Source organism: Propionicimonas sp., assembly GCF_049840635.1.
Taxonomy (GTDB): Bacteria; Actinomycetota; Actinomycetes; order Propionibacteriales; family Propionibacteriaceae; genus Propionicimonas.
In genome coordinates this window covers 1,014,501-1,032,687 of the sequence record NZ_JASGKL010000004.1, presented here as the reverse complement: position 1 = coordinate 1,032,687, position 18,187 = coordinate 1,014,501, and the positions used below count along the sequence as shown (strand labels likewise).

Genomic DNA, 18,187 nt, shown 5'->3' with positions numbered 1-18,187 from the left:
GGACGCGAGGGGGCAGAATGGACCCCTGCCGGCAGGTCGCCGGCGGTCTGGAAAGGAATCCCAACGTGTCTGTCTCCCTCACCGTGGTGCGTAACGAGTCGCGCGAAACCCGGGTGGTCGAGACCGGCACGACCGGGCTGGACGTCTTCGGCGACGACCGCACGGTCGTGGCCCTCCGGGTGAACGGGGCGACGGTCGACCTCGCCACCGTCCTGAACGACGCCGACGAGGTGGAGCCCGTCCTCGCCACCAGTGACGAGGGCCTGGCGATCATCCGGCACTCGTGCGCGCACGTCACCGCCCAGGCCCTGCAGCGGCTGCACGCGGACGCGAAGCTCGGCATCGGGCCGCCGATCACCGACGGCTTCTACTACGACTTCGACATCGCCGAGCCGCTCACCCCCGAGGACCTGAAGGTGATCGAGAAGGAGATGACCGGCATCGTCAAGGAGCGCCAGCGGTTCGTCCGCAGGGCGGTCAGCGACGCGGACGCCGCGCAGGAACTCGCGTCCGAGCCGTACAAGCTCGAACTGATCGGCCTGAAGGGCTCGGCGGCGTCCACCGAGGGCGCGTCGGTCGAGGTCGGCGCGGGCGAACTGACCATCTACGACAACGTCCGGCGTGACGGCAGCGTGGCGTGGAAGGACCTGTGCCGCGGCCCGCACGTGCCGCACACCGGTTACCTCGGCAACGGTTGGGCGCTCACCCGGTCGTCGGCGGCCTACTGGCGCGGCGACCAGCGCAACCAGCAGTTGCAGCGCGTCTACGGCACCGCCTGGGCGTCCAAGGACGACCTGGTCGCGCACCAGAACCGGCTCGCCGAGGCCGCCCGGCGCGACCACCGCAAGCTGGGGGCCGAACTGGACCTGTTCAGCTTCCCCGAGGAGCTCGGCGCCGGCCTTCCGGTGTTCCACCCGAAGGGCGGGGTGATCAAGCGGGCGATGGAGGACTACGTCCGCGCCGCCCACATCCGGGCAGGGTTCGAGTACGTGGGGACGCCGCACATCGCCAAGGAGGTGCTGTTCCGTACCTCCGGCCACCTGCCGTACTACGCCGACGGCATGTTTCCCCCGATGGACGACGATGGCCAGAACTACTACCTGAAGGCCATGAACTGCCCCGGCCACAACCTCATCTTCAAGTCGAGGGGGAGGTCGTACCGGGAGCTGCCGCTGCGGCTGTTCGAGTTCGGCACCGTGTACCGCAACGAGAAGTCCGGCGTCCTGCAGGGGCTCACCCGGGTGCGGATGATCACGCAGGACGACTCGCACTCCTATGTCACCGCCGAGGGCGCGGCCGACGAGGTCAAGCACCTGCTGAAGTTCATCACCGAACTGCTCGAGGACTTCGGCCTGGACGACTACTACCTGGAGCTGTCCACCCGGGACACCGAGGGAGCGAAGTCCTCGAAGTTCATCGGCTCCGACGAGCAGTGGGAGACCGCGACGGCCGTCCTGGAGAAGGTCGGACGCGAGTCGGGCCTCGAGCTGGTGCCGGATCCGGGCGGGGCGGCGTACTACGGCCCGAAGATCTCCGTCCAGGCCAAGGACGCGATCGGCCGCACCTGGCAGATGTCGACCATCCAGTACGACTTCAACCAGCCGGCCCGGTTCGGCCTGACCTACACAGGTCCGGACGGGCATCCCGCCGAGCCGGTGATGATCCACTCGGCCAAGTTCGGCTCGATCGAGCGGTTCATCGGTGTGCTCACCGAGCACTACGCGGGCGCGTTCCCGGCCTGGCTGCACCCCGTGCAGGTGGAGTGCATCCCTGTCGCCGCGGAGTACGAGCCGTACCTGGCCGGGATCGCCGACCAGCTCAGGAGGGCGGACGTGCGGGTGGAGGTGGACCGCTCCGACGACCGGTTCGGCAAGAAGATCCGTAACGCGCAGACCCAGAAGGTCCCGTTCATGCTGATCGCGGGGGAGCAGGACGCGGCCGCGGGCGCGGTGTCGTTCCGCTACCGCGACGGCACCCAGAAGAACGGCGTCCCGGTGGCCGAAGCGATCGAGGAGATCGTGGCGGCCACGCGTCCGCCGAAGCGCTGACGACGATGGACGAGGTGCGCATCGAGGACGCCGGGTCGCTGCCCGGCGTCCCCGACGCGTTCCAGCGACTCTGGACACCGCACCGGATGGTCTACATCGAGGGCGAGAACAAGCCGGCGGACGCCGGCGAGGGCACCTGCCCGTTCTGCCGCGCCCCGGGCCTGCCGGACGCCGACGCGCTGATCGTGCGTCGCGGCGCGCACGCCTACGCCGTCCTCAACCTGTACCCGTACTCGCCCGGGCACCTGCTGGTGTGCCCGTACCGGCACGTCAGCGACTACACCGACCTGACCGGCCCGGAGGTGGCCGAGGTCGCGGAGCTCACCCGGCAGGCGATGACCGTGCTGCGCGGCGTCTCGCACCCTGCCGGTTTCAACCTGGGCATGAACCAGGGCGAGGTGGCCGGCGCGGGGATCGCCGCCCATCTGCACCAGCATGTCGTCCCGCGCTGGCTGGGCGACGCGAACTTCCTGCCCGTCGTCGGCCAGACGAGGGCGCTGCCCCAGCTGCTCGCACAGACGCAGGACCTGGTTGCCACGGCTTGGAGCAACCTGTGAGCCGGATCGCATAGTCTTCACCCGTGGCCGGCGAACCTTACGACACCGAACGGGTGCTGACGGTCCCCAACATCCTCAGCTTCATCCGCCTGCTCGGCGTCCCCCTGTTCCTGTGGCTGCTGCTGGAGCGCCAGTCGGACGTGTGGGCCGTGGTGGTGCTGGTTGTCGGAGGAGCCACCGACTGGCTGGACGGCAAGCTGGCCCGCAGCTGGCACCAGCGCTCGCGCCTCGGCCAGGTGCTCGACCCGCTGGCCGACCGGCTGTACATCCTCGCCACCCTGCTGGGTTTCGCGATCCGGGAGATCGTGCCCTGGTGGCTGGTCGCCCTGCTGGCCGCCCGCGACGTGCTCATGTTCACCACGATCTGGCCGGCGCTGCGGCGCAGGGGCTTCGTCAGCCTCCCCGTCCACTTCCTGGGCAAGGCGGCGACGTTCGCCCTGCTGTACGCGTTCCCCCTGGTCCTGCTGGGCGTCGGCGACGACGCCTGGCACACCGCGGCCCGGGTGGCCGGGTGGGCCTTCGTGATCTGGGGGGCCGGCCTGTACTGGTGGTCGGGGCTGCTGTACATCGGCCAGGGCGTCGAGGTGATCCGGCGGATCCCGGTCGAACCGGCGGCCTCGGCGAACGAGCGGGCCTGAACCCCCGGAACCGATAGGCTGGAGCCGTTGACGACGGACGGTCGTCGTCAGAAGGAGTGCGTGCGTGTTCCCCGATGATCTTCGCTACACCAGCAAGCACGAGTGGGTGCGCCAGGGCGCGGGCAACTCGGTCCGGGTCGGCATCACCGACTACGCCGCCGAGGCGCTCGGGGACGTCGTCTACGTGTCCCTGCCGCAGGTCGGCGAGGAGGTAGCCGCCGACGACGCCTGCGCCGAGGTGGAGTCCACCAAGAGCGTCTCCGACGTCTACTCACCCGCCAGCGGCGTGGTGACCGCCGTCAACGAACTGCTCAACACCGCGCCCGAGACGATCAACTCTGACCCTTACGGTGACGGTTGGATCTTCGAGCTCGAGTTGTCCGAGGCCGGAGAGGTCGAGGATCTTCTGGACGCCGACGCGTACAGCGAGCTCGTCTCCAGCTAGGCTGACGGTCTACCTGTCGTTGAGCCTCAGTCGGGGGGAGGGCTCCCAGCCAGGCACGGAAGGTGACCTAGATGATGCATTGCCCCGCCTGTGGCCACGAACTCACCGAGGCCGCGAACTTCTGCCCGCACTGCGGCGCGAGCCTGGCCAAGCTCTCCGGTGACACCACGAGGGTGATCCCCCCGGTCGTGGAGGAGTTCCAGTTCGACGAGCTGGACGCCGCCGACGCGGCGGCCATCGAGGCGCTGCCCCAGGGTTCGGCGCTGCTGCTGGTCCTGAAGGGAACCCAGGCGGGCGCCCGGTACCTGATCGACTCCGACGTGATCACGGCGGGGCGGCACCCGCGGTGCGACATCTTCCTCGACGACATCACGGTGTCCCGGCACCACGCGCGGTTCACGCGGCGTGACGGCCAGGTGTGGGTCACCGACGAGAACAGCCTGAACGGCACCTACGTGAACCGCACCCTGATCGACGGCGAGGTGGCGCTGCGCCGCGGCGACGAGGTGCAGATCGGCAAGTTCCGCATGGTGTTCTTCGCCGGGCAGGACTGATGGCTCTCGGGCTGCGGAGCATCGGCCAGGTCCTGGCCATCCTGAAACCCGAGTTCGACGACGTCTCCATCTCCAAGATCCGGTTCCTGGAGTCCGAGGGGCTGATCTCGCCGGAGCGGGCACCCTCGGGTTACCGCCGCTACGCGGAGTCGGACATCGAGCGGCTGCGCTACATCCTCGACGTCCAGAAGAACCACTACCTGCCGCTGAAGGTGATCCGCGAGCACCTGGAGATGATGGACCGCGGCCAGGAGCCGCCCGCGCTCGGTCCCGCGCGGACCGGGGGGCCGGAGGACGTCGAGGATGCCGCGGCCGCCGTGCAGAGCCAGCCGCGTCCCCCCAAGCGGGCGATCCGGATCACGCGCCGCGAGCTCCTCGAGCTGAGCGGCCTGAGCGAGCCCGCGCTCGCCGAACTGGAGAAGCACCAGCTCGTCGCTCCCCGGCGCGGCACGATCTACTACGGCAGGGACGCCCTCACCGTGGCGGTGATCTCCCGCAAGCTCGCCGCGTTCGGGATGGACGCCCGGCACCTGCGGGTGGTCAAGCAGGCGGCCGAGCGCGAGGTCGGCCTGATCGAGCAGGCGATCGCCCCCCACCTGCGCCGCAACCCGTCCAACCGGACGCTGCCCGCGGAGGTGATGCAGCTCGTCCTGCACGCCCACGCGGCGCTGATGCGCTCCCAGCTCCCCCAGTGAGGCCGGGGTGCACGAGCTGAAGGTGGTCGAGATCCGGGTCTCCACGGGGGAGGCGGTTCCCTTGGTGGTGCTCGAGGAGGTGGCCGGGCTGCACCGGCTGCTGCCGATCTGGATGAGCCACGGCGGCGCGTCGGCGATCTTCAGCGCGACCGAGGACCCCGACCCCGAGCGGCCGAACATCCACGATCTCGCCTGGCGGCTGGTCGAATCCGGCGCGGAGGACCTGGAGGCGGTGCGGATCATCGCCTACGAGGACGGCCAGTTCTACGCCGAGCTCGTCCTCGGCTCGCGGTGCGTGGCCGCGCGTCCGAGCGATGCGATCGCGTTCGCAATGCGTGCGGGCTGTCCGATCCAGTGCGTCGACGAGGTGCTGGACGAGGCAGGGATCGACCCCGCCGACGGCGTGCCCCCGGCGGAAGCGGCCGGTGCCGACGACGAGGTCGAGCGGTTCCGGGAGTTCCTCGACTCCGTGAACCCCGACGACTTCACCGGCGAGTCCGGCGAGTCCTGAGCGCCCTTTCGTCGCGAACTCGCCGCAGTTCGGTCCACGTCTAGATGGACGGGGCGTGGGTCCACGTCTAGGTGGACGGTTTGTGGCGAGTTCGCCGCAGTTCGGTCCACGTCAAGCTGGACGGGGCGTGGGTCCACGTCACGGTGGACGGTTTGTGGTGAGTTCGCCGCGGCTCGGTCCACTACAAGGTGGACGGACCCCCGGCGCGGCAACCCTGAGGTAGCGGTTCAGACTCGGTGGACGCCGCGGGTGCGGCGCGGCGTGTCGTTGACCCTCGCCAGCGGGGCGGATTACCGTCGTAATCCCACCGAGGTGATTCACCCGATCGAGAAGAGGGCCGTCATGAACGCTCAGCACCAGGAGCCGACCCAGGACCTGCTGTTCGACGGCGATTTCGCACCGATGCCCGACGACCTCGGCTTCCGTGGCCCGGTGGCGTGCCGCGCGGCCGACATCACCTACCGCCAGCTCGACTACTGGGCCCGCACCGGCCTGGTCGTCCCCGAGGTCCGGCCTGCCGGCGGGTCGGGGACGCAGCGTCTCTACAGCTTCCGCGACCTGCTGATCCTGAAGGTGATCAAGCGCCTGATCGACGCGGGCATCTCGCTGCAGCAGATCCGCACCGCCATCGACCACCTGCGCGCCCGCGGCGTCGAGGACCTGACCACGGTGACGCTGATGAGTGACGGCGTCTCGGTGTACGAGTGCACCTCCGACGACCAGGTGATCGACCTGCTGCGGGGCGGGCAGGGGATGTTCGGGATCGCGCTGGGTGGTGTCTGGCGCGACATCGAGGGCACCCTCCAGGAGCTCCCCGCCGAGCGCGCGGAGGAGCCCGCGCACACCAACGACGAGTTGTCGCAGCGTCGCCGCGCCCGGGCCGCCGGCTGAGGACCTCCCGCGGTCGCTGCGCGGTGCGCCGGTGACCACACCGCCGGCAGGGACGGGCCCCGGCCGCAGGTCGGGATAGGTTTGTGCTCGCGATGAACGACTTCACGACCCGCCACATCGGCACAGACACAGACGACCAGGCCCAGATGCTCGCCGCCCTCGGCTACGCGAGCCTGGACGCCCTCACCGACGCCGCGGTGCCCGAGGCCATCCGCCTCACCGCGCCGCTCGACCTCCCCGCAGCCCTGAGCGAGTTCGAGGTGGAGCGGCACCTCGCGTCCCTCGCTGCCCGGAACGTGCCCGGCACGTCGATGATCGGGCTGGGCTACCACGGGACGATCACCCCGCCGGTGATCCGGCGGACGGTGCTGGAGAACCCGGCCTGGTACACCGCCTACACGCCCTACCAGCCCGAGATCAGCCAGGGCCGCCTGGAGGCGCTGGCGAACTTCCAGACGATGATCTCCGACCTCACCGGTCTGCCGGTGGCCGGCGCGAGCCTCCTCGATGAGGGCACCGCCGTCGCCGAGGCGGTCGCCGTGGCCCACCGTGTGTCCCGCAAGGGCGGCGTCGTCGTGGTCGACGCCAACGTGCTGCCGCAGAGCCTCGCCGTCCTGCGGACCCGTTGCCTCGCCACCGGTGTCGAGATCGTGGTGGCGGAGGACGGACTCGCCGACGCGGTGCGCGCGCACCAGGCGTTCGCCGTCGTGGTGCAGGTGCCGGGCGCCGACGGACGCCTCCCGTCCGTGGCCGACCTCGGCGAGCTCGCCGCCCTCGCCCACGACAACGGCGCCCAGCTGATCGCCGCGGCCGACCTGCTCGCGCTCACCCTGATCGATGCGCCCGCGCGCTGGGGCGCGGACATCGTCGTCGGCTCGGCCCAGCGCTTCGGCGTCACGCTGTTCTACGGGGGGCCGCACGCCGGCTACATCGCCGTGCGGCAGGGGCTGGAGCGACAGCTGCCCGGACGCATCGTCGGGCTCAGCAAGGACGCCGACGGCGTGCCCGCGTTCCGGCTCGCCCTGCAGACCAGGGAGCAGCACATCCGCAGGGAGAAGGCGACCTCCAACATCTGCACGGCCCAGGTCCTGCTGGCGGTCACGGCCAGCTGCTACGCCGTCCACCACGGACCGGAGGGGCTGGCCGCGATCGCCCGCGGCGTCCACGACCGCGCCCGGCGACTCGCCGCGGCGCTGCGCGCCGGAGGGCTGGGGCTGGCCGGGGACGCGTTCTTCGACACCCTCACCGTCGAGGTTCCGGGCCGGGCCGCCGACGTCGTGGCCGCCGCGCGGGCGTCCGGGGTGCACCTGCGCCTCGTCGATGCCGACCACGTGGGCGTGAGCGTGGGGGAGGACACCGGGAAGAGCGAGCTCGCCGCGGTCGCGTCCGCCTTCGGCGTGACGCTCACCGACGCGGTCGCCGGCGGCCTGGGCGACCACCACAGGGAACTCGACTACCTCACCCACCCGGTGTTCCACGCCTACCGCAGCGAGACCGAGCTGCTGCGCTACCTGCGCACCCTCTCGGACCGCGATTTCGCGCTCGACAAGGGCATGATCCCGCTCGGCTCCTGCACGCTGAAGCTGAACCCCGCCGCAGCGATGGAGCCGATCAGTTACCCGGGCTTCGCCGGCCTGCACCCGTTCGTCCCCGAGGCGGACGCGGCCGGGTACGCGGAGCTGATCGGGCAGCTGTGCGACTGGCTGGCCGAGATCACCGGCTACGACCGGGTCTCGCTCCAGCCGAACGCCGGCAGCCAGGGCGAGTTCGCCGGGCTGATGGCGATCCGCTCGTTCCACCTGGCCCACGGGGCGTCGAACCGGACGGTGTGCCTGATCCCCGCGTCCGCCCACGGCACCAACGCCGCGTCCGCGGTGATGGCGGGGATGCGGGTCGTCGTGGTCGCGACGGCCGAGGACGGTTCGGTCGACCTGGCCGACCTGGCGGCGAAGATCGAGCAGCACGCCGCCGACCTCGCCGCGGTGATGGTGACCTACCCGTCCACCCACGGCGTCTTCGAGGAGACGATCACCGAGATCTGCCGGCAGGTGCACGAGGCCGGAGGGCAGGTCTACGTCGACGGGGCCAACCTCAACGCCATGCTCGGCCTGGCGCGTCCGGGACGGTTCGGAGCGGACGTCAGCCACCTCAACCTGCACAAGACGTTCGCGATCCCGCACGGCGGCGGCGGTCCGGGCGTCGGCCCTGTGGCCGTCCGTGAGCACCTGGCGCCCTACCTGCCCAACCACCCGCTGGTGGCCTCCGCCGGCCCGGCGAGCAGCTACGGGCCGGTCAGCGCCGGACCGTTCGGTTCGGCCGGCGTCCTGCCGATCACGTGGGCGTTCATCGCCCTTATGGGAGCGGACGGACTGAAGCGGGCCGCCCAGTCCGCGATCCTCGCCGCGAACTACGTCGCGAAGCGGCTGGAGCCCGCGTTCCCCGTCCTGTACACCGGTGCGTCCGGGCTGGTCGCGCACGAGTGCATCCTCGACCTGCGCGAGCTCACCCGGCGCACCGGCGTCACGGTCGACGATGTCGCCAAGCGGCTGGTCGACTACGGGTTCCACGCCCCGACGATGAGCTTCCCCGTCGCGGGCACGCTGATGGTGGAGCCGACCGAGTCGGAGTCGCGAGCGGAGCTCGACCGGTTCTGCGAGGCGATGCTGGCCATCCGCGCCGAGATGGACGCGGTCGCCGACGGCACCTGGCCGGCCGACGACAACCCGCTGCACAACGCCCCGCACCCGGCGTCGAGGATCATCGCCGCCGACTGGGTACACCCCTACAGTCGGGAACTCGCGGCCTACCCGGCGGGCGTCCGTCCGGGTCCGGTCGGTTCGGGGGGACGTGACAAGTACTGGCCGTCCGTGGCGCGGATCGACCAGGCCTTCGGCGACCGGAACCTCGTCTGCACGTGCCCACCGGTGGCCGCCTACGAGGACTGAGGGGAGCAGCCATGCTGGAGTGGTGGGCGGAGTTCTCGAAACGGCGCCCGGTCGCCCACGTGCTGCGGGCGGTCGAGCGGTTCAACGTCCGCGGTGGTGCCCAGCTGGCCGCGGCGATCGCGTTCTTCTCCGTCCTCGCCCTCGTGCCGATCATCATGCTCGCGTTCTCGGCGCTGGGCCTCATCCTGACGGTCTTCCGCCCGGACGCTCTCGCTGATCTGGAGAAGCTGATCGAGCAGCAGCTGACGACCAACTCAAACCTGGGCGAGAGCCTGTACAGGGTGATCGTCAGCGCGCTGAACAGCTGGGCGTCGCTCAGCATCATCGCTCTCGGCATCATCATCTGGGTCGGCTCGAGCTGGGTGGGCAACCTCAAGCGCGCGGTGCGGCTGCTGATGCGCGAGGAGGTCGACAAGCCGGGCAAGCAGCTTCCGCTGCCGCTCGACATCCTCGCGAACTTCGCCGGGCTGCTCGGCCTGCTGGTCGGCATCGCCGCCACGTTCGTCGCGTCCGGCGGCTCGACCTGGCTGGCCGGCACGATCGGGGGCTGGCTCGGCTTCGAGGAGTTGCCCGGCTGGTCGTGGGCGCTGCGGGTGCTCGGCCTCGTCGTGTCGTTCGCCATGGGCGCGGTGCTGTTCCGCCTGCTGTTCGGGTGGTTCAGTCCCCGCCCGGTGCCGAGCCACCTGGCCTGGGTCGGGTCGGGGATCGGGTCGTTCGGACTGATCGTCCTGCAGGCCCTGACGGGCTACCTGATCGGCGCGTTCTCCCGGAACCTCGGTTTCGCGGTCTTCGGCTCCACGCTGGTGCTGATGCTGTTCCTCAACCTGTTCGCCACCCTGCTGCTCTACATCGCGGCGTGGCTGGCGACGAACGAGGAACCGGCCCCTGCGCTCGAGGTGGCCGTCGCCGAGCCCGAACCCGTCCCCGAACCCGATCGGCCCGGCGAGGTGTACGTCTCGAGCGAGGTGGCCCAGAAGTCCCTCGGCATCGGGCTGGGCACGGGATACGTCGTCGGCGCCGCCACCGGCCTGGGGGTCGGGGCCGTGCTCACCTCGATCCTGGCCCGGCTCTTCGGGCGCCGGGGATGAGGGCACCCTCGCTGCGCGGGCAGGTCGAGCCGTTCCACGTCATGGAGGTGGCCAAGGCGGCGACCGAACGGCAGCGCACCCATGGCGACGCGATCCTGCTGTGCGTGGGCCAGCCGGCCACGCCCGCGCCGGCGGCGGTGCGGGACGCGGCGCAGGAAGCCGTGACGTCCGAGGTGCTCGGCTACACGGTGTCGGCCGGCATCCCGGAGCTGCGCTGGACGATCGCCGCGGAGTACGCGCAGCGCTACGGCGTGGCCGTCGATCCCGACGAGGTGCTGGTCACCACCGGCTCGTCGGCCGGGTTCCAGCTGGCCGTGCTCGCGGCGTTCGATGCCGGCGACGTCGTCGCGATGACGCGTCCTGGCTATCCGGCGTACCGCAACACGCTGCTCAGCCTGGGCTGCCGCGTCCTCGACCTCGACGTCGGGCCGGACACGCGATTCCAGCCGACCGTGGCGATGCTCGACGCGCTGCCGGAGGTGCCGGCGGGGCTCGTGATCGCCTCGCCGTCCAACCCGACCGGCACGATCATCGAGGAGGGCGAGCTCGCCGCGATCGCGGAGTGGTGCGCGGCGCGCGACTGCGTCCTGCTCAGCGACGAGATCTACCACGGGATCTCGTACGGACGCCGCTGCGCGAGCGTCCGCGAGTTCTCCGCGGACGCGGTGGTGCTGGGCTCGGTGAGCAAGTACCACTCGATGACGGGCTGGCGGCTGGGCTGGCTGCTGCTGCCCGCCGAGCTGCGGCGTCCGGCCGAACTCCTGCAGGGGAACCTGTCGATCTGCGCACCGGCGGTGTCGCAGGCCGCGGCGCTGGCGGCGTTCGGATCGGAGGCGAGGGCGGAGCTGGACGGCCACGTCGCGCGGTATGCACGCAACCGCGACCTGTTGCTGCGTCGGCTGCCGGAGCTCGGCATCACCAGCTTCGCGCCGCCGGACGGAGCCTTCTACGCGTGGTGCGACGTCAGCCACCTCACCGACGACAGCCGCCGCTGGTGCGCGGAGGTGCTGGCGGCGACGGGGGTCGCGCTGGCCCCCGGCATCGACTTCGACCGGAGCGCCGGCCACCGCATGATGCGCCTCAGCTTCTGCGGCTCGACCGAAGTACTCGACGAGGCCCTCGACCGGCTGGTCGCCCACGTCGCGTCCTGAGCCAGCTCCGGACGCACAGCGGCCGCCCGCCCCTGGGGGACGGACGACCGCGGGAACTCAGTGCTCGGCTGGGGTGTGCGCGGGGACGGGCGCGGGCTGGCCGATCTCGGAGAGCAGGTCGAGGTACCAGTCCTGGCTGATGTCGAACGGCTTGCCGCCCTTGATCCGGTCGAAGGCGATCACGCTGAGCACGTCGCCGGCCTCCTCGTCGTGCCCGACGACGCCGGGGTTCCCGGCGAGCGCGGAGTCGACGGCGAGGTCGGTCATCTCCTTGATCAGCGCGAGGTCGAACGCGTTGGCGGCGGCCGAGCGGGAGTAGTAGCCCGACTTCTGCACCAGGACCTTCTCGGAGTTGAGCATCTTGGAGAACTGCTTGGCGAACCAGGCACCGGGGTTGATCCGCTCGAGGCGGATGTGGCCGAACGCGTCGCGGGCGACCTCCTGGCCGCTCTTCTCCATCTCCTCCACGATGTCGGCGATGCCGGCGCCCTCGGAGAGGAAGATGTTGACGCAGCCGACCTCGTCCATCACCTTGATCAGGCGGGCAGCCTCCTGCTCGATGTTGATCTCTGCCTCGGGGACGAGGATCGCGTGCACGTCCCACGCCTCCTTGGAAAGCCCGATCTCGGGAAGCCACTCCACGCTCTCGACCCACTCGTGGTACTTGCGAGCAGTGGCGGCGGTGAGCCAGCCGCAGTTGCGTCCCATCACCTCGTGGATGATCAGGATCCGCGTCCCCGCGTTGTGCTCGGCCATGACGTTCTTGGCGAACCGGGCGCCCATCTCTGCGGCCGTGTCGGCGCCGAGCGACTGGCGGATCGGCACCACGTCGTTGTCGATCGTCTTGGGCAGGCCGACCACGGTCAGGCCGTAGTCGTGCTTGGCGAGGTAGGCGGCGAGGTCGGCGGCGGTGGTGTTGGTGTCGTCACCGCCGATGGTGTGCAGGACGTCGACGCCGTCGGCGACGAGCCGGTCCGCGGCGACCTTGAGCGGGTCCTCACCCTCGGCGACGAGGCCGCGCTTGACCAGGTCCTTGGCGTTGGTGAGCTTCACGCGCGAGTTCCCCAGCGGCGAGCCCCCGTAGTTGTGGAGCAGGCTCGCCTTGGCCCGCACCTCGTCGGTGACAGCCAGGAAGTCGCCGGTGAGCAGCCCCTGGTAGCCGTTCTTGTAGCCGATGATCTCCACGTCCGGAGCCAGTTCGGTGTACCGCTCGATGAGGCCGCCGACGGCGGAGGACAGGCACGGGGCGAAGCCCCCGGCGGTGAGCAGCGCGACTTTCTGGACCATCGTGGGGATTCCAATCATTGCGGGATCTCGAGCGTCCCCCCAGCCTACCGATTCCGGTCGGGAACCGGCCTGTGCACAACTCTCGTGGACCGGTGCGCGCGGGGGCACAATGAGTCCCTCGGAGAGGTGGTGCGGATGGCCGGCGACCAGCGGGGGGTGTCGCTGTCGGCGTTCTTCGCCGTCGTGGTGCTCGCGCTGTTGCTCGTCGCAGGCCTCGTCGTCGACGGGGGAGCGCAGGCCGTGGCGGCCCGCAGGGCTGAGCTGGTGGCGTCCGCGGCGGCCAGGGCTGCGGCGGACGAGACCGCTGCCGCGCGCCTCGCCGGTCGCACCCCGGACGCCGGCGCGGTGATCGCCGCCGCACGGCGGGTCCTCGACGAGGGCGAAGTGGACGGCGACGTCCGGCTGGTGGGCGGACGCGTCCACGTGGACACACGAACGGGCGCGGACACCGTCCTCCTCAGCCTGGTCGGGATCACGCGGCTCGAGGCGAAGGGGTCGGCAGAGGCGGACCTCGTCTCCAACCGCTGAGCGGGGAATGCGCGGAATACCGCGGTGTTGTACCTGACGTGAAGAAGATCGGATTCCTGTCCTTCGGCCACTGGTCGGCCTCGCCGGGCTCGCAGGCACGCACGGCCTCGGATGTCCTGTTGCAGTCGGTCGAGCTGGCCGAGGCGGTCGAGGACCTCGGCGCGGACGGCGCGTACTTCCGCGTCCACCACTTCGCCCGGCAACTCGGCTCGCCGTTCCCGCTGCTGGCGGCGGTGGGCGCGCGCACGAAGCGGATCGAGATCGGCACCGGCGTCATCGACATGCGCTACGAGAACCCGCTCTACATGGCAGAGGACGCGGGCGCGGCCGACCTGCTCTCCGGCGGCCGACTCCAGCTCGGGATCAGCCGGGGATCGCCCGAGCAGGTGATCGAGGGTTACCGCTACTTCGGCTACGCCCCGGAGGAGGGGAAGAGCGACGCCGACATGGGACGCCAGCACGCCGAGGTGTTCCTCCAGGTGATCGAGGGTCGGGGCTTCGCGCAGCCGAACCCGCGTCCGATGTTCCCCAACCCGCCGGGGCTGCTGCGGATCGAGCCGTACTCGGAGGGCCTGCGCCAGCGGATCTGGTGGGGCGCCGGGTCGGACGCGACCGCGCGGTGGGCGGCCGAACTGGGCATGCACCTGATGAGCTCGACGCTGAAGAACGACGAGTCGGGCGAGCCGTTCCACGTCCAGCAGGCCAAGCAGATCCAGGTCTTCCGGGACGCGTGGGCCGCGGCAGGGCACGCGGGCGAGCCGCGGGTCTCGGTCAGTCGCAGCATCTTCCCGCTGGTCGACGACCGCGACCGGCAGTGGTTCGGCGGGGAGGACGACGCGAAGGACTCGATCGGCTGGATCGACACGAGCACCCGCGCGGTGTTCGGGCGCAGCTATGCCGCGGAGCCGGACAAGCTGGTCGAACAGCTCGCCGAGGACGAAGCCATCGCCGCCGCGGACACCCTGCTGCTGACCGTGCCGAACCAGCTCGGCGTCGAGTACAACGCCCACGTCGTCGAGGCGCTGCTCACCCACGTCGCCCCCGCCCTCGGCTGGCGGTAACCGTCCACCAAAGGGTGGTCGGTTTGTGGCGAGTTCGCCGCAGAAGGGTCCACTTTGTGGTGGGGGAGATCCCGGCTTTCGCCGGGATGACAGGGGGAGGGGCCGCTCCTGTCATCCCGGGCTTGACCCGGGATCTCGCGGTCCCGTCCGGGTGCAAGGTGGACGGTTTGTCGTGAGTACGCCGCAGAAGCGTCCACCTTGTGCGGCCGCGGCGTCGCGTCCGGGTCATGGTGGACGGTTTGTGGCGAGTTCGCCGCAGAAGGGTCCACTTTGTGGTGGGGGAGATCCCGGCTTTCGCCGGGATGACAGGGGGAGGGGCCGCTTCTGTCATCCCGGGCTTGACCCGGGATCTCGCGGTCCCGTCCGGGTCAAGGTGGACGGTTTGTCGCGAGTACACCGCAGAAGCGTCCACCTTGTGCGGCCGCGGCGTCCCGTCCAGGTCATGGTGGACGGTTTGTCGCGAGTTCGCCGCAGAAGGGTCCACTTTGTGGTGGGGGAGATCCCGGCTTTCGCCGGGATGACAGGGGGAGGGGCCGCGGCGTCCCTTCCAGGTCAAGGTGGACGGTTTGTCGCGAGTACGCCGCAGAAGGGTCCACTGTGTGGTGGACGGCGAGCGGCTAGAGGCTGGCGGCCATCCGGCGGACGCCTTCGACGACCAGGTCGGGGGAGCAGGCCAGGTTCACGCGCACCCACTGCTTGTGGGAGCGCGCGAAGTTGACGCCGGGGGAGAACGCCACCCGTCCGACTGTCGCGAAATGGCGGGACGGGTCGGGCAGGCCGAGCGCCGAGCAGTCGACCCAGGCGAGGTACGTGCCGGACGACGGCGTGTATGCCACCTCGGGCAAGTGCGCGGCGAGCTCAGACGCCAGCAGCTGCTTGTTGGCCGCGATCTCGACGACGATCTCGTCGATCCAGCCCTGCGCCTTCGTGAGGGCCGCCGTGTGGGCGAGGTTCGCGAGGTGCCCGGTCGACTGCTGCGCGAGCGGCGGCAGTGTGCCCAGCACGTTCGTCGCCGCGGCGCCCGCCACGATCAGGCCGGCCTTGAAGGCGGCCAGGTTCCATGCCTTGCCCGCGCTGGTCACGCTGATCGCCGTCTCTCCGCCGGGCACGGTGAGCAGCGGGACGAACGACGTGCCCGGATCGACCAGGCACGCGTGGATCTCGTCCGTGATCACCTGCACGCCGTACCGGGCGGCCAGCGCCATCACCGCGGTGAGTTCGTCCGCCGTGTGCACCGCCCCGGTCGGGTTGTGCGGCGAGCAGAGCAGGTACGCGGTCGGGTGGTCGGGGCCGGCGAACGCCGCCTCGAGCGTGCCCAGGTCGAGGCGTCCCTCCGCCGTGAGCGGGGCATCGCAGATGTGCCGGCGGTACCCGGACACCACCTGCTGGAACGGCGGGTACACCGGCGGGTTGATCACGATCGCGTCGCCGGGCGAGGTCGTCGCGTCCATCGCGGCGAGGACGGAGTTCATCACGTCGCCCGCCCGCCGCACCTGCGCCGGCACGTCCAGTTCCCAGCCCCAGCGCGCCCGGGCCATCGCGGCGAACGCCTCCGCGTACGCCGTCCCGTACGGGTAGCCGGTGTCGCTGCGTCCGATCGCGACCAGCAGCGCCTCGCGGACCGCCGGGTGGAGTTCGGTGTCCATCTCGGCCACCCACATCGGCAGGACGTCGGGGTCGTAGGTGTGCCACTTCAGGCTGGTGCGGGAACGGAGCTCCGCCTCCGGGACGGAAAGGATCGGCATGTCCCGCACCCTATCGGGCACCGCCCTCCCGCCCGGCCGCCGTCCCACCCGTCCCACCCGATGCAGACGCTCCCGAAACACGCAGAAGCTCCCGAAATTTCGGGAGCGTCTGCGAATTCCGGGAGCGTCTGCCCGGGGAGCCTAGGCTGGCGGCATGGCCCGCTACTTCGACGTCCACCCCGACAACCCGCAGCCCCGCGCCCTCGGTCAGGTCGCCGAGATCATCCGGGACGGCGGCCTGGTCGCCTACCCGACCGACTCGGGCTACGCCCTGGGCTGCCGGCTCGGCAACAAGGACGGTCTGGACCGGATCCGGACGCTGCGGCACCTCTCCGACAAGCACCACTTCACGCTGTGCTGCAGCGAGTTCGCCCAGCTCGGCCAGTACGTGCAGATGGACAACGACGTGTTCCGCGCGATCAAGGCAGCCACTCCCGGCGCCTACACCTTCATCCTGAAGGCCACCCGGGAGGCGCCGAAGGTGATGCTCCAGCCGAAGAAGCGGACGGTCGGCGTCCGTGTCCCCGCGCACACCACCGCGCTCGCGCTGCTGAACACCCTGGGCGAGCCCTTGATGTCCTCCACGCTGATCCTGCCCGGCCACGAGGAGCCGATGACCGACGGCTGGACGGTCAACGACGACCTGGGGACGCAACTCGACGCCGTCCTCGACTCCGGCGACTGCGGCCTGGAGCCCACCACGATCGTCGACCTCTCCGAGGGCGACGTGGAGATCACCCGCTACGGCGCTGGCGACCCGACCCCCTTCGAGGCCTAGGCGGACGCGGTCACGCCGTCCTTCGGTGCCGCCGTCGTGGACGCCCGGACGATGAGCTCGGGCCGGTAGAGCAGCTCCGTACGGGGCCCGGGATTGCCGTCGATCTCGCCGATCACGGCCGAGACCACGGCCTGGCACAGCGCGGTCACCGGCTGGTGGACGGTGGTGAGCGGCGGGTCGACGAAGGCGATCAGGGGTGAGTCGTCGTAGCCGATCACCGAGACGTCCTCGGGCACCCGCAGACCGCGGCCGCGGACGCCGCGGATCGCGCCGAGCGCCATCAGGTCCGAGCCGCAGATCAGCGCGGTGTGCCCACTCTCGACGAGCCGCTCCGCCGCGGCGTGACCGCCCTCCAGGGTGTAGAGGGTGCGGAAGATGTGCGGCTCCGCGTCCTCGAGGCCCAGGTGGTCGGCGAGCGCGGTCGTGAAGGAGGTGATCTTGCGCTGTGCGGGCACCAGTCGGTCGGGCCCGATCAGCAGGCCGATCCGGGTGTGCCCGAGCGAGACGAGGTGCCGCACGGCGCTGTCCATGCCGACGGCGTCGTCGGTCGCGACGAACGTGCCGTCGACCCCGTCCGCCCAGCCGTTGATGAAGGCCAGCGGGATCCCGCGCCGGCGGAGGTCGTGGTAGCGGTCGTGCGACTGCGAGGCGTCCGCGTGGAGCCCGGAGACGAAGATGATGCCGGACACGCCCTGGCCGAGCAGCAACTCGATCGACTCGTCCTCGGTGGTCCCACCCGGTGACTGCGTGCACAGCAGCGCGGTGTAGCCGTGCTGGGACAGCCGGCTCTCCAGCCCCTGGGCGATGGCGGGGAAGATCGGGTTGCTGAGTTCGGGGACGACCACGCCGACGAGGCCGGCGGTCTTGTGCCTCAGCGCCGCCGGTCGTTCGTAGCCGAGCATGTCCAGGGCGGCGAGCACGGAGTTGCGGACGTCGTCGCCGACGCCGGGCTTGCCGTTGAGGACGCGCGAAACCGTTGCAGTGCTGACGCCGGAGACCTCCGCGATGTCGAGCAGCCGCGGTTTGGGCGCCCCGGCTGCGCGTTTCCTTGCCATCCTGCTCCCATCCGACTGCGGTGTCGCGGTATGAAGCTACCGGATCGGGGTAGTGGTTGCGTAACGCCAAGGGTCTCGGATCGGTAACAAATGCGCAACCCGTTACGTAACGACTGCAACCTTGTACTAGTGTGGCCCGCAAGCAAGACCCGCACGGGGACCACCCCGATCAGCCCATCGAAGCAGAGGAGCGAGATGCGAAGGAGCATC

17 protein-coding genes are annotated in these 18,187 nt (G+C 70.6%); 14 read left to right on the top strand and 3 right to left on the bottom strand.

All coding sequences use genetic code 11. The features are described from left to right. Positions 1 to 17: 17 nt before the first annotated feature. The 11 genes from thrS to QM779_RS04955 all read left to right on the top strand — a co-directional run bounded on the left by thrS (position 18) and on the right by QM779_RS04955 (position 11,523). Positions 18 to 2,048: a threonine--tRNA ligase gene (gene thrS, locus QM779_RS05005; RefSeq protein ID WP_428532517.1), complete on the top strand. Its 2,031-nt coding sequence runs from the start codon at positions 18 to 20 to the stop codon at positions 2,046 to 2,048. A 5-nt stretch (positions 2,049 to 2,053) separates the two neighbouring features. Further along, complete coding sequence (locus QM779_RS05000) at positions 2,054 to 2,605, top strand: HIT family protein (protein WP_428532514.1); 552 nt, start codon at positions 2,054 to 2,056, stop codon at positions 2,603 to 2,605. 23 nt (positions 2,606 to 2,628) lie between these two features. Then, positions 2,629 to 3,243, top strand: a complete 615-nt coding sequence (locus tag QM779_RS04995; protein WP_428532511.1) for a CDP-alcohol phosphatidyltransferase family protein — start codon at positions 2,629 to 2,631, stop codon at positions 3,241 to 3,243. Between the two features lie 64 nt (positions 3,244 to 3,307). Then, the gene (gene gcvH, locus QM779_RS04990; RefSeq protein WP_428532508.1) at positions 3,308 to 3,688 is read left to right on the top strand and encodes a glycine cleavage system protein GcvH; all 381 of its coding nucleotides are present in this window, start codon (positions 3,308 to 3,310) and stop codon (positions 3,686 to 3,688) included. A gap of 71 nt (positions 3,689 to 3,759) precedes the next feature. Then, on the top strand, positions 3,760 to 4,242 hold the full coding sequence (locus QM779_RS04985) for an FHA domain-containing protein (protein WP_428532505.1): 483 nt from the start codon (positions 3,760 to 3,762) through the stop codon (positions 4,240 to 4,242). Then, positions 4,242 to 4,937 (top strand): MerR family transcriptional regulator, encoded by a 696-nt coding sequence (locus QM779_RS04980; RefSeq protein WP_428532502.1) that lies wholly within the window; start codon positions 4,242 to 4,244, stop codon positions 4,935 to 4,937. The genes QM779_RS04985 and QM779_RS04980 overlap by 1 nt, the downstream gene beginning before the upstream one ends. A gap of 7 nt (positions 4,938 to 4,944) precedes the next feature. Continuing rightward, positions 4,945 to 5,448, top strand: coding sequence for a bifunctional nuclease family protein (locus QM779_RS04975; protein WP_428532499.1), 504 nt, complete (start codon positions 4,945 to 4,947; stop codon positions 5,446 to 5,448). A gap of 342 nt (positions 5,449 to 5,790) precedes the next feature. Continuing rightward, positions 5,791 to 6,339, top strand: coding sequence for a MerR family transcriptional regulator (locus QM779_RS04970; RefSeq protein ID WP_428532496.1), 549 nt, complete (start codon positions 5,791 to 5,793; stop codon positions 6,337 to 6,339). Positions 6,340 to 6,431: 92 nt separating this feature from the next. Next, entirely contained in the window at positions 6,432 to 9,284 is a 2,853-nt protein-coding gene (gene gcvP / locus QM779_RS04965) for an aminomethyl-transferring glycine dehydrogenase (RefSeq protein WP_428532493.1), read from the top strand. Between the two features lie 11 nt (positions 9,285 to 9,295). Next, complete coding sequence (locus QM779_RS04960; protein ID WP_428532490.1) at positions 9,296 to 10,372, top strand: YihY/virulence factor BrkB family protein; 1,077 nt, start codon at positions 9,296 to 9,298, stop codon at positions 10,370 to 10,372. Beyond that, on the top strand, positions 10,369 to 11,523 hold the full coding sequence (locus tag QM779_RS04955; protein ID WP_428532487.1) for a pyridoxal phosphate-dependent aminotransferase: 1,155 nt from the start codon (positions 10,369 to 10,371) through the stop codon (positions 11,521 to 11,523). The genes QM779_RS04960 and QM779_RS04955 overlap by 4 nt, the downstream gene beginning before the upstream one ends. Positions 11,524 to 11,580: 57 nt before the next feature. On the opposite strand, the gene QM779_RS04950 is transcribed toward QM779_RS04955, so the two are convergent. After that, entirely contained in the window at positions 11,581 to 12,828 is a 1,248-nt protein-coding gene (locus tag QM779_RS04950; RefSeq protein WP_428532484.1) for a pyrophosphate--fructose-6-phosphate 1-phosphotransferase, read from the bottom strand. Positions 12,829 to 12,945: 117 nt separating this feature from the next. On the opposite strand from QM779_RS04950, the gene QM779_RS04945 reads away from it, so the two are divergent. Then, positions 12,946 to 13,338 carry a pilus assembly protein TadG-related protein gene (locus QM779_RS04945; protein WP_428532481.1) on the top strand — a complete coding sequence of 131 codons (393 nt, stop codon included), beginning with the start codon at positions 12,946 to 12,948 and terminating at the stop codon, positions 13,336 to 13,338. Positions 13,339 to 13,376: 38 nt separating this feature from the next. Then, positions 13,377 to 14,399, top strand: a complete 1,023-nt coding sequence (locus QM779_RS04940) for an LLM class flavin-dependent oxidoreductase (protein ID WP_428532478.1) — start codon at positions 13,377 to 13,379, stop codon at positions 14,397 to 14,399. A 617-nt stretch (positions 14,400 to 15,016) separates the two neighbouring features. Here the strand turns inward: QM779_RS04940 and QM779_RS04935 are convergent. Then, the gene (locus QM779_RS04935) at positions 15,017 to 16,144 is read right to left on the bottom strand and encodes a MalY/PatB family protein (RefSeq protein ID WP_428532475.1); all 1,128 of its coding nucleotides are present in this window, start codon (positions 16,142 to 16,144) and stop codon (positions 15,017 to 15,019) included. A gap of 154 nt (positions 16,145 to 16,298) precedes the next feature. Here QM779_RS04935 and QM779_RS04930 point away from each other — a divergent pair, with 154 nt between their 5' ends. Next, a complete protein-coding gene (locus QM779_RS04930; protein ID WP_428532472.1) occupies positions 16,299 to 16,922 on the top strand; it encodes an L-threonylcarbamoyladenylate synthase in 624 nt (207 codons plus the stop codon). Here the strand turns inward: QM779_RS04930 and QM779_RS04925 are convergent. Further along, positions 16,919 to 17,977, bottom strand: a complete 1,059-nt coding sequence (locus tag QM779_RS04925; RefSeq protein ID WP_428532469.1) for a LacI family DNA-binding transcriptional regulator — start codon at positions 17,975 to 17,977, stop codon at positions 16,919 to 16,921. The genes QM779_RS04930 and QM779_RS04925 overlap by 4 nt on opposite strands. Positions 17,978 to 18,187: the final 210 nt, after the last annotated feature.